13 protein-coding genes are annotated in these 14,499 nt (G+C 69.3%); all 13 read left to right on the top strand.

Going from position 1 to position 14,499, the window contains the following annotated elements; translation table 11 throughout:
- Positions 1–59: 59 nt before the first annotated feature.
- The 13 genes from ACZ6O5_RS04630 (at position 60) to rplW (ending at position 14,490) form a co-directional block, all read left to right on the top strand.
- Positions 60–3,947: a DNA-directed RNA polymerase subunit beta' gene (locus ACZ6O5_RS04630; RefSeq protein WP_465974444.1), complete on the top strand. Its 3,888-nt coding sequence runs from the start codon at positions 60–62 to the stop codon at positions 3,945–3,947.
- 114 nt (positions 3,948–4,061) lie between these two features.
- Positions 4,062–4,676, top strand: a complete 615-nt coding sequence (locus ACZ6O5_RS04625; protein ID WP_465974443.1) for an ArsR/SmtB family transcription factor — start codon at positions 4,062–4,064, stop codon at positions 4,674–4,676.
- The gene (locus ACZ6O5_RS04620; protein ID WP_465974442.1) at positions 4,651–5,946 is read left to right on the top strand and encodes an MFS transporter; all 1,296 of its coding nucleotides are present in this window, start codon (positions 4,651–4,653) and stop codon (positions 5,944–5,946) included. Before ACZ6O5_RS04625 ends, ACZ6O5_RS04620 begins: the two co-directional genes overlap by 26 nt.
- Positions 5,882–6,250, top strand: coding sequence for a hypothetical protein (locus tag ACZ6O5_RS04615; RefSeq protein ID WP_465974441.1), 369 nt, complete (start codon positions 5,882–5,884; stop codon positions 6,248–6,250). The genes ACZ6O5_RS04620 and ACZ6O5_RS04615 overlap by 65 nt, the downstream gene beginning before the upstream one ends.
- Before the next feature lie 638 nt (positions 6,251–6,888).
- On the top strand, positions 6,889–7,260 hold the full coding sequence (locus ACZ6O5_RS04610) for a hypothetical protein (RefSeq protein ID WP_107157495.1): 372 nt from the start codon (positions 6,889–6,891) through the stop codon (positions 7,258–7,260).
- Positions 7,261–7,748: 488 nt separating this feature from the next.
- Positions 7,749–8,123: a 30S ribosomal protein S12 gene (gene rpsL, locus ACZ6O5_RS04605; RefSeq protein ID WP_007465318.1), complete on the top strand. Its 375-nt coding sequence runs from the start codon at positions 7,749–7,751 to the stop codon at positions 8,121–8,123.
- A 1-nt stretch (position 8,124) separates the two neighbouring features.
- Positions 8,125–8,595 carry a 30S ribosomal protein S7 gene (rpsG, locus tag ACZ6O5_RS04600; protein WP_091065767.1) on the top strand — a complete coding sequence of 157 codons (471 nt, stop codon included), beginning with the start codon at positions 8,125–8,127 and terminating at the stop codon, positions 8,593–8,595.
- Between the two features lie 78 nt (positions 8,596–8,673).
- The gene (gene fusA / locus ACZ6O5_RS04595) at positions 8,674–10,770 is read left to right on the top strand and encodes an elongation factor G (RefSeq protein WP_465974440.1); all 2,097 of its coding nucleotides are present in this window, start codon (positions 8,674–8,676) and stop codon (positions 10,768–10,770) included.
- Between the two features lie 224 nt (positions 10,771–10,994).
- On the top strand, positions 10,995–12,188 hold the full coding sequence (gene tuf / locus ACZ6O5_RS04590) for an elongation factor Tu (protein WP_089155259.1): 1,194 nt from the start codon (positions 10,995–10,997) through the stop codon (positions 12,186–12,188).
- Between the two features lie 355 nt (positions 12,189–12,543).
- Positions 12,544–12,852: a 30S ribosomal protein S10 gene (gene rpsJ / locus ACZ6O5_RS04585; RefSeq protein ID WP_007073037.1), complete on the top strand. Its 309-nt coding sequence runs from the start codon at positions 12,544–12,546 to the stop codon at positions 12,850–12,852.
- 11 nt (positions 12,853–12,863) lie between these two features.
- On the top strand, positions 12,864–13,529 hold the full coding sequence (rplC, locus tag ACZ6O5_RS04580; protein WP_281938111.1) for a 50S ribosomal protein L3: 666 nt from the start codon (positions 12,864–12,866) through the stop codon (positions 13,527–13,529).
- The gene (gene rplD / locus ACZ6O5_RS04575) at positions 13,526–14,191 is read left to right on the top strand and encodes a 50S ribosomal protein L4 (protein ID WP_107157438.1); all 666 of its coding nucleotides are present in this window, start codon (positions 13,526–13,528) and stop codon (positions 14,189–14,191) included. Before rplC ends, rplD begins: the two co-directional genes overlap by 4 nt.
- Positions 14,188–14,490 carry a 50S ribosomal protein L23 gene (gene rplW / locus ACZ6O5_RS04570; protein ID WP_107157439.1) on the top strand — a complete coding sequence of 101 codons (303 nt, stop codon included), beginning with the start codon at positions 14,188–14,190 and terminating at the stop codon, positions 14,488–14,490. The genes rplD and rplW overlap by 4 nt, the downstream gene beginning before the upstream one ends.
- Positions 14,491–14,499 lie beyond the last annotated feature (9 nt).

Genomic DNA, 14,499 nt, shown 5'->3' with positions numbered 1-14,499 from the left:
TCGCCGGCCCCCGATCCCGCCCGTTAGCTAGCAGTACAGACGACGACATAGGGGACACAGTGCTCGACGTCAACTTCTTCGACGAGCTGCGCATCGGTCTCGCCACCGCCGACGACATCCGTCAGTGGTCCCACGGCGAGGTCAAGAAGCCCGAGACCATCAACTACCGCACCCTCAAGCCGGAGAAGGACGGGCTCTTCTGCGAGAAGATCTTCGGCCCGCAGCGGGACTGGGAGTGCTACTGCGGTAAGTACAAGCGGGTCCGCTTCAAGGGCATCATCTGCGAGCGCTGCGGCGTCGAGGTGACCCGCTCCAAGGTTCGCCGGGAGCGGATGGGTCACATCGAGCTGGCCGCTCCGGTGACCCACATCTGGTACTTCAAGGGCGTGCCGAGCCGGCTGGGCTACCTGCTGGACCTCGCCCCGAAGGACCTCGAAAAGATCATCTACTTCGCCTCGTACGTCGTGACGAGCGTGGACGCCGAGTCGCGTCACCGTGACCTCTCGACCATCGAGAACGAGATCCTGGCCGAGAAGCGGCAGTCGGAGAACAGCCGCGACTCGGAGATCGAGAAGCGGGCCGCCAAGCTGGAGGCCGACCTGGCCGAGCTGGAGGCCGAGGGCGCGAAGGCGGACGTCCGGCGCAAGGTCAAGGAGGGCGGAGAGCGCGAGATGCGCCAGATCCGCGACCGGGCCCAGCGCGAGATCGACCGCCTCGACGAGGTCCTCGACACCTTCCGCAAGCTGGAGCCGAAGCAGCTCGTCACCGACGAGCTGCTCTACCGCGAGCTGCGCGACCGCTTCGGTGAGTACTTCACCGGCAGCATGGGCGCCGAGGCCATCAAGGCGCTGGTCCAGAACATGGACCTCACCGCCGAGGCGGAGAACCTGCGCGAGACCATCCGCTCCGGCAAGGGCCAGCGGAAGATCCGGGCGCTCAAGCGGCTGAAGGTCGTCGCGGCGTTCCAGAACACCCGGAACTCCCCGCTCGGCATGGTGCTGGACTGCGTCCCGGTCATCCCGCCGGACCTGCGCCCGATGGTGCAGCTCGACGGTGGCCGCTTCGCGACCTCCGACCTGAACGACCTCTACCGCCGGGTGATCAACCGGAACAACCGCCTCAAGCGACTGATCGACCTCGGCGCGCCCGAGATCATCGTCAACAACGAGAAGCGGATGCTCCAGGAGGCCGTCGACGCGCTGTTCGACAACGGCCGTCGTGGTCGTCCGGTGACCGGCCCGGGTAACCGGCCGCTGAAGTCGCTCTCCGACATGCTCAAGGGCAAGCAGGGCCGGTTCCGCCAGAACCTGCTGGGCAAGCGCGTCGACTACTCCGGCCGTTCGGTCATCGTGGTCGGCCCGAAGCTGAAGCTGCACCAGTGCGGCCTGCCCAAGCAGATGGCGCTGGAGCTGTTCAAGCCGTTCGTGATGAAGCGGCTGGTCGACCTCAACCACGCGCAGAACATCAAGTCCGCCAAGCGGATGGTCGAGCGGCAGCGGCCGGTCGTGTGGGACGTGCTGGAAGAGGTCATCGGCGAGCACCCGGTGCTGCTGAACCGCGCGCCGACCCTGCACCGCCTGGGTATCCAGGCCTTCGAGCCGCAGCTGGTCGAGGGCAAGGCCATCCAGATCCACCCGCTGGTCTGCACCGCGTTCAACGCCGACTTCGACGGTGACCAGATGGCGGTCCACGTGCCGCTGTCCGCCGAGGCCCAGGCCGAGGCGCGGATCCTGATGCTGTCGTCGAACAACATCCTCAAGCCGGCCGACGGCAAGCCCGTCACCATGCCCACCCAGGACATGGTGATCGGCCTCTACCACCTCACCCACCTCACCCCGGGTGGCACGGGCGAGGGCCGGGCGTTCAGCTCGGACGCCGAGGCGCGGATGGCGTACGACAACGGCGAGCTGCACCTGCAGACCCCGGTCAAGATCCGACTGCACGACGTGGTCGGCGTCGACAACGGCGCCGGCGCCGAGCCGTGGACCGCGCCCGAGGGCTGGGTCGAGGGCGAGCCGGTGACGGTGGAGACCACGCTGGGCCGGGTCCTGTTCAACGAGACGCTGCCCCCGGGCTACCGCTTCGTGAACTACGAGATCCGCAAGGGCCAGCTCTCCGCGATCGTCAACGACCTCGCCGAGCGCTTCCCGAAGGTGGCCCTGGCGGCCACCCTGGACGGGCTCAAGGAGGCCGGTTTCCACTGGGCCACCTGGTCCGGCGTCACCATCGGCATGGAGGACGTCATCGCTCCGCCGCGCAAGCGGGAGATCCTGGAGCGGTACGAGAAGGAAGCCGACCGGATCGACAAGCAGTACCAGCGTGGTCTGATGACCGCCGAGGAGCGCCGCGGCGAGCTGATCGAGATCTGGACCAAGGCGACCAACGAGGTCGCCAAGGAGATGGACACCGCGCTGCCGCAGGAGAACCCGCTGTGGAAGATGATCAACTCGGGTGCCCGCGGTAACCTGCTCCAGCTCCGGCAGATCGCGGCGATCCGTGGTCTGGTGGCCAACCCGAAGGGTGAGATCATCCCGCGGCCGATCAAGGCCTCGTACCGGGAGGGTCTGTCCGTGCTGGAGTACTTCATCTCCACGCACGGTGCCCGTAAGGGCCTCGCGGACACCGCCCTGCGTACCGCCGACTCGGGTTACCTGACCCGGCGTCTGGTGGACGTCTCGCAGGACGTCATCATCCGCGAGGAGGACTGCGGCACCGACCGGGCCATCCCGATGCAGATCGGCGAGCGGGTCGACGGCAAGCTGGTCGTGCACGAGCACGCCGAGACCAGCGTGCACGCCCGGACGCTGGCCGACGACATCAAGGGGCCGGACGGCACCGTGGTGGCCCACCGCGGCCAGGACATCAACTCCATCGGCGTCGACGCGATCGTCGCCGCCGGGACGGAGACGGTGCGGGTGCGCAGCGTGCTCACCTGCGAGTCGAAGCTGGGCGTCTGCGGTGCGTGCTACGGCCGCTCGCTGCCGACCGGCAAGACCGTGGACGTCGGCGAGGCGGTCGGCATCATCGCCGCCCAGTCGATCGGTGAGCCGGGTACGCAGCTGACGATGCGTACCTTCCACACCGGTGGTGTCGCGGGTGAGGACATCACCCAGGGTCTGCCCCGTGTCCAGGAGATCTTCGAGGCCCGGGTGCCGAAGGGTAAGGCGCCCATCGCCGACACCCCCGGCCGCATCCGGATCGAGGACGGCGAGCGGTCCCGCAAGATCGTGGTCATCCCGGACGACGGCAGCGACGAGATCGTCTACGACAAGATCTCGAAGCGGGTCCGGCTCCGGGCGCACGACGGCGACCACGTCGAGGTCGGCGAGAAGCTCACCGAGGGCACCATCGACCCGCACGAGCTGCTGCGCATCCTCGGCCCGCGCGCGGTCCAGGTCCACTTGACCCAGGAGGTGCAGGAGGTCTACCGCTCGCAGGGTGTGCTCATCCACGACAAGCACATCGAGATCATCATCCGCCAGATGCTCAAGCGGGTGACGGTCATCGACTCCGGCTCGACCGAGTTCCTGCCGGGCGTGCTTGTCGACCGGGCGCTGTTCGAGTCGGAGAACCGCCGGCTCGTCGGCGAGGGTGGCGAGCCCGCCGCCGGTCGACCGGTGCTGATGGGTATCACCAAGGCCTCGCTGGCCACGGATTCCTGGCTGTCGGCGGCCTCCTTCCAGGAGACCACCCGGGTGCTGACGGACGCGGCGATCCACGCCCGCAGCGACTCGCTGATCGGCCTCAAGGAGAACGTGATCATCGGTAAGCTCATCCCGGCCGGTACCGGCATCAGCAAGTACCGCAACGTCCGGGTCGAGCCGACCGAGGAGGCGAAGGCCAAGGTCTACTCGATGACCGGCTACCCGGAGACCGACTACGGCTTCGGGCCGGCCAGCGGCCAGGCGGTGCCGCTGGACGACTTCGACTTCGGGTCGTACCGCTAACCCGCACGGACGACGAGGCCCCCGGCACCCGCCGGGGGCCTCGTCGTGTCTCTGGTGCGTCATCTGAAGAGAAAGCTATCGAGGGAAGTCTTTCGAGAGATTACTCTCGACAGTATGGAGATCGACGAACCCCGCACCCTCACCGACGCCCGCGAGCTGCGCGCACTGAGCCACCCCGTGCGGCTGGCCCTGCTGGAGGCGCTCGGCGACGGCCCGCTGACCGCCACCCAGGCCGGCGAGCTGATCGGGGAGACCCCCACGACCTGCTCGTTCCACCTCCGGCAACTGGCCCGGTACGGGTTCGTGGAGGAGGCCGGCGGCGGTCGGGGCCGTTCCCGCCCGTGGCGGGTGACCCGCCGGGGCTGGGCGGCGCCGGCCCGCCCGGGTGACGCGGAGTGGACCCGCGCGTCGCAGACGCTGGACCGGGTCCTGCTCGACCGCTACACGCAGCGGTTGCGCCGATTCGTCGACGACGCGCCCACCTATCCCGGCGAGTGGTACAGGGCGGCGTTCGGAAGCCAGTACCTCTTCCACCTCACCCCGGCCGAACTCGCCGAACTCGCCGCCGGGTTCCGGGCGCTGATCGACGGCGTCCGGGCGCGAACCGGTGCCCGGCGCGATGACCCGGCTGCCCGGCCGTCCGGCTGCCTCCCGGTCGAGCTGCTCCTCTTCGGCTATCCCGTACAGAGCCCGGAGGAGTCGGATGTCCGCCCGACGCCTGCTGGCTGAGCCACACGCCCGGCGCTTCCTGGTTGGCCAGACGTTGTCCCTGGTCGGTGACAGCGCGATGTGGTTGGCCTGCGGCATCTGGGTCAAGGAGTTGACGGGCAGCGACGGCGCGGCCGGCCTCACCTTCCTCTTCTTCACGATCCCGGCGCTGCTGGCGCCGTTGGCCGGGATGCTCGCCGACCGACTGCCGCGCCGCCGGCTGCTGGTGGCGGCGAACCTGGCCGGCGTGGTGATCCTGCTGCCTCTGCTGCTCGTCCGGGACGTCACCGACGTGCCGCTGATCTACGCCGTGATGCTCCTGTACGGGTGCTTGCACCTGGTGATCGAACCGGCCCAGTCCGCCATGCTCGTCACGCTGCTTCCCGGAGACCTGCTGGCCAGCGCGAACGCGATGCTGCGCACGGTACGGGAGAGCCTGCGGCTGCTCGCGCCACTCGCCGGCGCCGGGCTGTACGCGTTGCTCGGCGGCGCGGCCGTGGCCGCCCTCGACATGCTCACCTTCGTCGGTGCGGCCGCGCTGCTGCTCGCCCTACGGGCACCCGACCCGGTCCCGAAATCCCCGGCGCGCTCGGGAGGCGTGCTCCGGCACTGGTCCCGGGAGGTCGGCGCCGGCTTCCGGCACCTCGGTGGTCACCCGCTCCTGCGCCGGGTGGTGCTCGCTACGTCGGTTCTCGCCCTGGTCCTCGGCTTCGCCGAGTCCACCGGCTATGCCGTGGTGGACCGTGGTCTGCACCGCGCGCCGGAGTTCCTCGGGGTGCTCCAGGCCGCCCAGGGGGCGGGTGCGGTCCTCGGCGGGCTGGGCGCCGTGGCGGCGGTGCGCCGGATGGGTGAGGTACGCGCCGCCGCAGCCGCATTCCTCGCCTGGGCCGCCGGCGCCGCGCTCGCCGCCGTGTCGGCGTTGCCCGTGGTGCTCGTCGGCCGGGCCTGCGCGGGGGCCGGCCTGACCGTCATGGTGATCGCCCTGCTGACGCTGCTCCAGCGCACCGCGCCCGACCACTTGCAGGGCCGGGTGTACGCCGGTTTCGAGGTGACCACGACCGTCCCGCAGACCGCGTCGATCGCGCTCGGTGCGTACCTGATCGGCGTGGTCGACTACCGGGCGGTGCTGCTCAGCGAGGCTGTCGTGGTGGTGGTCGCGGCGCTGCTCCTGCTCCGGGCCGGCCGCGTCGCCGAACCGCCGGTCGGATCGGGGCAGAATGGGGGACATGACGACCGTGCCCGGGCAGGTGCCCGCCGTGCCGCAGGCGCATCGCCATCCGCACGATCCTGAGCCGGTCCGCTCGACCAAGGCCCGCGCGGTCTTCGCCCTCGGCCTGATCGGCGCGCTGACCGGCCTCTTCGTCGGCGGAGTGGTGCCGGCCACGCTCGCGCTGACCCTGGCCCGGCAGGCCCGCCGGGAGGCGTACGCCTCGGGGGGTTACCTGACCGGCGCCGACTGGTTGCGTCGGGGCGAGCGGCTGGCCCGGATCGGCCTGGTGCTGACCGCCGTCGCGGTGGTGGCGGCGGTGGTGATCGGCGTGGTCCGGCACGCCGACGCCGGTTTCGGGCACGACTACGACCCGAACTTCGACTGACCGGGTGGGGGAGCGGTCCCGCGCCCGTCCTCCCGGCCGTGACGCGCGGCGGTAGCCTGGCCGGTGTCCGCCGGGTGGCGGGTGGGCCAGGCAACCAGGAGGACCCCGTGACGGAACCCGCCGCGCCGGGAGGCGACCCGATCCCGGATCACCCGGCCGCGTCACCGGCCAGCCCGTGGGCGCCGCCGGGGGAGCGGCCGGGTTCCGACGCCGGTCCGGTGCGGTCGTCCGAGCCGGCCCCACCTGGTTCCGCCGTCGAGCAGGCTTCGGCACCGCCGGGTCCGTGGCCGCCGGCCGGGCCTTACCCGCCGGCCGGACCGGCCCCGGCGCACCACCCGGGACAGCCGGCATTCCACCCGGGAGAGCTCGGCTACGGTGCCCCGACGTCGCATCCCGGCCAGCCCGGCTCTGGCGCGCAGGCTTACCACCCCGGGCAATCCGGCTACGGGGAGGCGGCGTACCACCCGGGGCAGCCGGGACACGGCGGGCCGGGGCCGACGCTCGGGGCGTACCCGGCAAGCGGGCCCGGGACCGGCGGCGGGTGGGGGCCGCCGGGGAGCGCGCCCGGCGGCGGCTGGGGTCCGGGGCTTCCGCCGCCCCCGCGCGAGGCGCCCCGGCCGCCGAAGCGGGTCGACGCGGTGCCGGGCACCCCGTTCGGGGTGGTGCACCTGGACGTGCCGCCGGTCACCTCCGGGCTGGCGATCGGCTCGCTGATCACCGGGGTCGCCTCGATCCTGGTGTCGCTACTGGTTCTCTGCTTCGGCATCGCCGGGCCGGACTACGGCGGCGCGTGGGCGGCCGGCGCGTTCACGGTGCTCGGCGCGCTGGCCGGGGTCGGGGCGATCGTGGCCTGGCTGCTCGCCCGCCGGCAGATCCGGCGACCGGCGCCGCCGCCGGCGGTCCGGTTCACCGGTGGTGGCCTGGCCGTGGCGGGGCTGAGCTGCGGCGCGGTGGGGCTCCTGCTGAGCGTGGTCGGGCTCGGGATCGCCCTGGTGGTGCAGATCACGTGACCGCCCGCGCGTCGCTGACCGGTTGAGGAATGTATGTCCGGGTCTTCGGCGCTCATCCGGTGCCGGGGCTGCCGGGCCGTGCGGCGGACGAGCCGGTACACTTGTGGTCGTAGGTGCCTGTCGGGGGCGCACCGGTGATCCGGAACCGACCGTTCGGGGCTGCGATGCAGTCCTCCCGAGTCGATCCGTTTTGACCGGCGCGGCTGTGGTAGGTACTCTTTCCCCTTGCGCCCGGGCTCGCCCGGGCAATGCGTGCGTGCGCTGGAGCCGCTCAGTCGGTGATCGTGTGGTCGCACCACCAAAGACCAAATTCCGGTACGACGCGTCAGCGGCCGGCACCGGGACCGTGACTCGGGCGACACGCCCGACCGCGGGTGCTGGGGCCGCCTCAGGTGACCCCGGCTGGAATGTAGGAGAGCCGTCCATCAGGCCGGCTAGAGCAGACGGCGCGGTCGCCTCGCAGCGGCCGAAGGGAGCGGAGAAACCCGGTGCCCACCATTCAGCAGCTGGTCCGAAAGGGCCGACAGGCCAAGACGACCAAGACCAAGACCCCTGCGCTCAAGGGGTCTCCCCAGCGGCGCGGTGTGTGCACCCGCGTGTACACCACCACCCCGAAGAAGCCGAACTCGGCGCTGCGCAAGGTCGCTCGTGTCAAGCTCAGCAGCCAGATCGAGGTGACCGCCTACATCCCGGGCGTCGGCCACAACCTGCAGGAGCACTCGATCGTGCTCGTGCGTGGCGGCCGTGTGAAGGACCTCCCCGGCGTGCGGTACAAGATCGTGCGCGGCTCGCTGGACACCCAGGGTGTCCGCAACCGCAAGCAGGCTCGTAGCCGTTACGGCGCGAAGAAGGAGAAGAGCTGACATGCCGCGTAAGGGACCCGCTCCGCGGAATCCGCTGGTCGCTGACCCGGTGTACAACTCGCCGCTGGTCACCCAGCTGGTGAACAAGATCCTGCTGCGTGGCAAGCGTCAGCTCGCCGAGCGCATCGTGTACGCCGCCCTGGAGGGCTGCCGCGAGAAGTCCGGCACCGACCCCGTCGTCACGCTCAAGCGGGCGATGGACAACGTGAAGCCGACCCTCGAGGTGCGCAGCCGCCGTGTCGGTGGCGCCACCTACCAGGTTCCGGTCGAGGTCCGGCCGGCCCGCGCGACCACGCTCGGTCTGCGCTGGCTGGTGACCTACTCCCGGGCCCGGCGTGAGAAGACCATGATCGAGCGGCTGATGAACGAGCTGCTCGACGCGAGCAACGGCCTCGGTGCCGCCGTCAAGCGGCGTGAGGACACGCACAAGATGGCCGAGTCCAACAAGGCCTTCGCGCACTACCGCTGGTAACACCTGTGGTTCCGGCGCCCGGACGGGCGCCGGAACCAACCACCAGTTGTGTCGAGACGACGATAAGTAGGGATTGAAGTGGCCGCCGCAGACGCGCTCGCCAACGTACGCAACATCGGCATCATGGCGCACATCGATGCCGGTAAGACCACTACCACCGAGCGAATCCTGTTCTACACCGGCATCACGTACAAGATCGGTGAGGTCCACGAGGGCGCCGCCGTCATGGACTGGATGGAGCAGGAGCAGGAGCGCGGTATCACCATCACTTCCGCCGCCACGAAGTGCGAGTGGAAGGGCCACACGATCCAGATCATCGACACGCCCGGCCACGTCGACTTCACGGTCGAGGTGGAGCGGTCGCTGCGGGTTCTGGACGGTGCGGTCGCGGTGTACGACGGCGTGGCCGGTGTGGAGCCGCAGACGGAGAACGTCTGGCGGCAGGCGGACAAGTACAACGTCCCCCGCATGTGCTTCGTCAACAAGCTCGACCGGACCGGTGCCGACTTCTTCCGCTGCGTGCAGATGATGATCGACCGGCTCAACGCCACCCCGCTGGTGCTCCAGATCCCGATCGGCCTCGAGGGCGACCACATCGGCGTCGTCGACCTGATCGGCATGCGCGCCCTCACCTGGCGCGGGGAGACCCAGAAGGGTGAGGACTACGCGATCGAGGAGATCCCGGCCGAGCTGGCCGACTCCGCGGCCGAGTGGCGCGAGAAGCTGATGGAGACCCTCGCCGACGTCGACGACTCGGTGATGGAGAAGTACCTGGAGGGCGAGGAGATCTCGGCCGAGGAGGCCAAGGCCGCCATCCGCCGGGCCACCATCGCCGGCAAGGCCAACCCCGTGCTCTGCGGCTCGGCGTTCAAGAACAAGGGCGTGCAGCCCATGCTCGACGCCGTCATCGACTTCCTGCCGTCGCCGCTGGACGTTCCTGCGATCGAGGGTACGGCCACCGACGGCGAGACGCCGATGCTGCGCAAGCCGTCGAAGTCGGAGCCGTTCTCCGGTCTGGCGTTCAAGATCCAGACCGACAAGCACCTCGGCAAGCTCACCTACGTCCGGGTCTACTCGGGCGTGATCGAGACCGGCACCCAGGTGGTCAACTCCACGAAGGACCGCAAGGAGCGCATCGGCAAGATCTACCAGATGCACGCCAACAAGCGGGAAGAGCGTGGCTCGGCCCAGGCCGGCGACATCATCGCGGTGCAGGGTCTGAAGCAGACCACCACCGGTGACACCCTGTGCGACTCGGCCAACCCGGTCATCCTGGAGTCGATGACCTTCCCGGAGCCGGTCATCGAGGTGGCCATCGAGCCGAAGACCAAGGCCGACCAGGAGAAGCTCAGCACCGCCATCCAGCGGCTGGCCGAGGAGGACCCGACCTTCCGCGTCAAGCTGGACGACCAGACCGGTCAGACGGTCATCTCCGGCATGGGCGAGCTGCACCTGGACATCCTGGTCGACCGGATGCGCCGCGAGTTCAACGTCGAGGCCAACATCGGCAAGCCGCAGGTGGCGTACCGCGAGACCATCCGCCGCAAGGTGGACAAGGTCGAGTACACCCACAAGAAGCAGACCGGTGGCTCCGGCCAGTACGCCCGCGTGATCGTGAGCGTCGAGCCGCTGCCCATGGGCAGCGACTCGCCGACCTACGAGTTCGCGAACGGCGTCACCGGTGGCCGCATCCCCCGGGAGTTCATCCCGTCGGTGGACGCCGGCGCCCAGGACGCCATGCAGTACGGCATTCTCGCCGGGTTCCCGCTGGTGGGTGTCAAGCTGACGCTGCTGGACGGCCAGTACCACGAGGTCGACTCGTCCGAGATGGCGTTCAAGATCGCCGGTTCGATGGTGATGAAGGAGGCGGCCCGCAAGGCCGACCCCGCACTGCTCGAGCCGATGATGGCCGTTGAAGTCACCACTCCGGAGGAGAACATGGGTGACGTCATCGGCGACCTCAACTCCCGGCGGGGCATCATCCAGGCGATGGAGGAGCGCAGCGGCGCTCGCGTCGTCCGGGCACTGGTGCCGCTGTCGGAGATGTTCGGCTACGTCGGCGACCTGCGGTCGAAGACCCAGGGCCGGGCTAGCTACAGCATGCAGTTCGACTCCTACGCCGAAGTGCCGCAGAGCGTGGCGAAGGAGATCATCGCCAAGGCGACGGGTGAGTGACGCTCACCCCGAGCTGACCCGGTGATCCGGGGTTGGTCGCGGGAGGGTTCTCCCACCCGCGGCCACCTCGGTCGGGTTGTGTGAATCCGGGCCTGTAGGCTTCATCGCCGCAGAACCCACAAAGGCTATCCGGCCGTCAGGCCGGAAAGGCTGTCGACAGAGTCCTACGCGCCGACCGGCGCACCGGGGCGAACGAACCAAGAAAGTCCACCAGGAGGACACCAGTGGCGAAGGCGAAGTTCGAGCGGACTAAGCCGCACGTCAACATCGGCACCATTGGTCACATCGACCACGGTAAGACGACGCTGACGGCGGCCATCACGAAGGTCCTGCACGACCAGTACCCGGACCTGAACCCGTACACGCCGTTCGACGAGATCGACAAGGCGCCGGAGGAGAAGGCCCGCGGCATCACGATCTCGATCGCACACGTCGAGTACCAGACCGAGGCGCGTCACTACGCGCACGTCGACTGCCCCGGTCACGCCGACTACATCAAGAACATGATCACCGGTGCCGCGCAGATGGACGGCGCGATCCTGGTGGTGGCGGCGACCGACGGCCCGATGCCGCAGACCCGCGAGCACGTGCTGCTGGCCCGTCAGGTCGGTGTGCCGTACATCGTCGTGGCGCTCAACAAGAGCGACATGGTCGACGACGAGGAGCTCCTGGAGCTCGTCGAGCTCGAGGTCCGCGAGCTGCTGTCGGCGCAGGAGTACCCGGGTGACGACCTGCCGGTCGTCCAGGTCTCCGCGCTGAAGGCGCTCGAGGGCGACCCGGTCTGGACCGAGAAGCTGCTCGAGCTGATGAGCGCGGTCGACACCGCGATCCCGCAGCCGGAGCGCGAGACCGAGAAGCCGTTCCTCATGCCCGTCGAGGACGTGTTCACGATCACCGGTCGTGGCACCGTCGTCACCGGTCGTGTCGAGCGTGGCGTGCTGCTCCCGAACGAGGACGTCGAGGTTGTCGGCATCCGCGAGAAGGGCTTCAAGACCAAGGTCACCGCGATCGAGATGTTCCGGAAGACCCTGGACGACGCCCGCGCAGGCGAGAACGTCGGCCTGCTGCTGCGTGGCACCAAGCGCGAGGACGTCGAGCGCGGCATGGTCGTCATCAAGCCGGGCAGCAACACCCCGCACACGGAGTTCGAGGCGACGGTCTACATCCTCTCCAAGGAGGAGGGTGGCCGCCACACCCCGTTCTTCCAGAACTACCGCCCGCAGTTCTACTTCCGGACCACGGACGTCACCGGCGTCGTCACGCTGCCCGAGGGCACCGAGATGGTCATGCCGGGCGACAACACCACCATGTCGGTGAAGCTGATCCAGCCCATCGCCATGGAGGACAACCTGAAGTTCGCGATCCGCGAGGGTGGTCGTACGGTCGGCGCGGGTCGCGTCACCAAGATCGTCAAGTGAGCTGGGTAACCCCGATTAGCGTCGTCGCCGGTCGTGCGGCATACTAGTCAGGTTGCGTAACGACGGTCGGTCACCTGCGTCCGGTTGAGGCTGGACCTCCGGGAGACAGATCGTTTCGCGTGGGGTGGTTGATCGCCATCGGCGGTCAACCACCCTCGCGCGGCGTCTAGGTCGCGGTCACCGCGATCGGCGCCATGACCCACCGCGCGGTCAGAGAATCGCTCCGGAGCCTCGGGGCGGAGCCTGGTCCACGGGCGCGACACGCCCGACCGCGGGGGTCGGCGGAAGTGGGCCTGTACCAGCCGGTACAGGTGCCCGCGACACAGCGGCATCGAGAGAAGGAACAGAAGCCACCATGGCGGGACAGAAGATCCGCATCCGGCTCAAGGCCTATGACCACGAGGTCGTCGACTCCTCGGCTCGGAAGATCGTCGAGACGGTGACGCGTACCGGGGCGCAGGTCGCTGGCCCGGTGCCGCTGCCCACGGAGATCAACCGTTTCTGCGTCATCCGCTCGCCGCACAAGTACAAGGACTCGCGCGAGCACTTCGAGATGCGCACGCACAAGCGTCTGATCGACATCATCGACCCGACCCCGAAGACGGTCGACTCGCTCATGCGCCTCGACCTGCCGGCTGGCGTCGACATCGAGATCAAGCTGTAGGGATCGATCAAATGGACAGGCAAGTCAAGGGGATCCTGGGCGCCAAGCTCGGCATGACCCAGGTCTGGGACAACAACAAGGTCGTCCCCGTGACCGTGGTCGAGGCCGGCCCGTGCGTCGTGAGCCAGGTTCGTAGCGCCGACAAGGACGGCTACGCCGCCGTTCAGCTCGCCTACGGGGCCATCGACCCGCGCAAGGTCAAGAAGCCGGTCGCCGGGCACTACGCCAAGGCGGACGTCGCGCCGCGTCGGCACATCGTCGAGCTGCGCACCGCCGACGCCGCGGACTACGCGCCGGGCCAGGAGGTCACGGTCGACGCGTTCCCGGTCGGCGCCGTGATCGACGTGACCGGCAAGACCAAGGGCAAGGGCTACGCCGGCCCGATGAAGCGGCACGGCTTCCACGGTCTGCGCGCCAGCCACGGTGTCGAGCGCAAGCACCGCTCGCCCGGCTCGATCGGCGCCTGCGCCACCCCGGGTCGCGTCTTCAAGGGCACCCGGATGGCGGGCCGGATGGGTGGCGTGCGCTACACCGTCCAGAACCTGACCGTCCAGGCGGTCGACACCGAGAACAACCTCCTGCTCGTCCGTGGCGCCATCCCGGGCCCGAAGGGCGCGCTCGTCCTGGTCCGCACCGCGGCCAAGGCGAAGGTGAAGAAGGGCGGTGTGGCCAAGTGACCACCGTTGACGTCCTCAACGTCGAAGGCGGCAAGAGCGGCTCCGTCGAGCTGCCGGCCGACATCTTCGACGTCCAGGCGAACGTCGCGCTGATGCACCAGGTCGTGGTGGCTCAGCTCGCCGCGGCCCGACAGGGCACGCACAAGACCAAGACCCGCGGTGAGGTCTCCGGCGGTGGCCGGAAGCCTTACAAGCAGAAGGGCACCGGCCGGGCCCGTCAGGGTTCGACCCGCGCGCCGCAGTTCGCCGGCGGTGGCGTGGTCCACGGCCCGACGCCGCGCGACTACAGCCAGCGCACCCCGAAGAAGATGAAGGCCGCCGCCCTGCGTGGTGCCCTCTCCGACCGGGCCCGCGCCGGCCAGGTGCACGTCGTCGAGGCGTTCGTCTCGGGCGAGAAGCCGTCGACCAAGGCGGCCCTGGCCACGCTGACCAAGCTGACCGCCGCCCGCCGGGTCCTGGTCGTGCTGAGCAGCACCGACGAGCTGAACTGGGTGTCGCTGCGGAACCTGCGCAACACGCGGGACAGCCGGGTGCACCTGATCGAGGCCGGCCAGCTCAACACGTACGACGTGCTGGTGGCCGACGACGTGGTCTTCACCAAGGAGGCCCTGGACGAGTTCCTGGGCGTGCCCGCCGAGACCACCGAGGAGGATGGCAAGTGAGCACGATCGCCGATCCGCGTGACGTCATCGTCGCGCCGGTCGTCTCGGAGAAGAGCTACAGCGAGCTGAACCGGAACTGGTACACCTTCCTGGTGCACCCGGACGCGAACAAGACCGAGATCAAGATCGCTATCCAGCAGATCTTCAACGTCCGCGTCCTGACGGTCAACACGCTCAACCGCCAGGGCAAGCGCAAGCGGACCAAGACCGGTTTCGGCAAGCGCAAGGACACCAAGCGGGCGATCGTGAAGCTGGCTGACGGTGACCGTATCGAGGCCTTCGGCGGCCCGGTCAGCTGAGGGGTGTAG

It is taken from the genome of Micromonospora sp. NPDC049201, assembly GCF_055586805.1.
The sequence above is the reverse complement of the archived record's forward strand: the minus strand, read 5'-3'. Positions and strand labels throughout refer to the sequence as shown.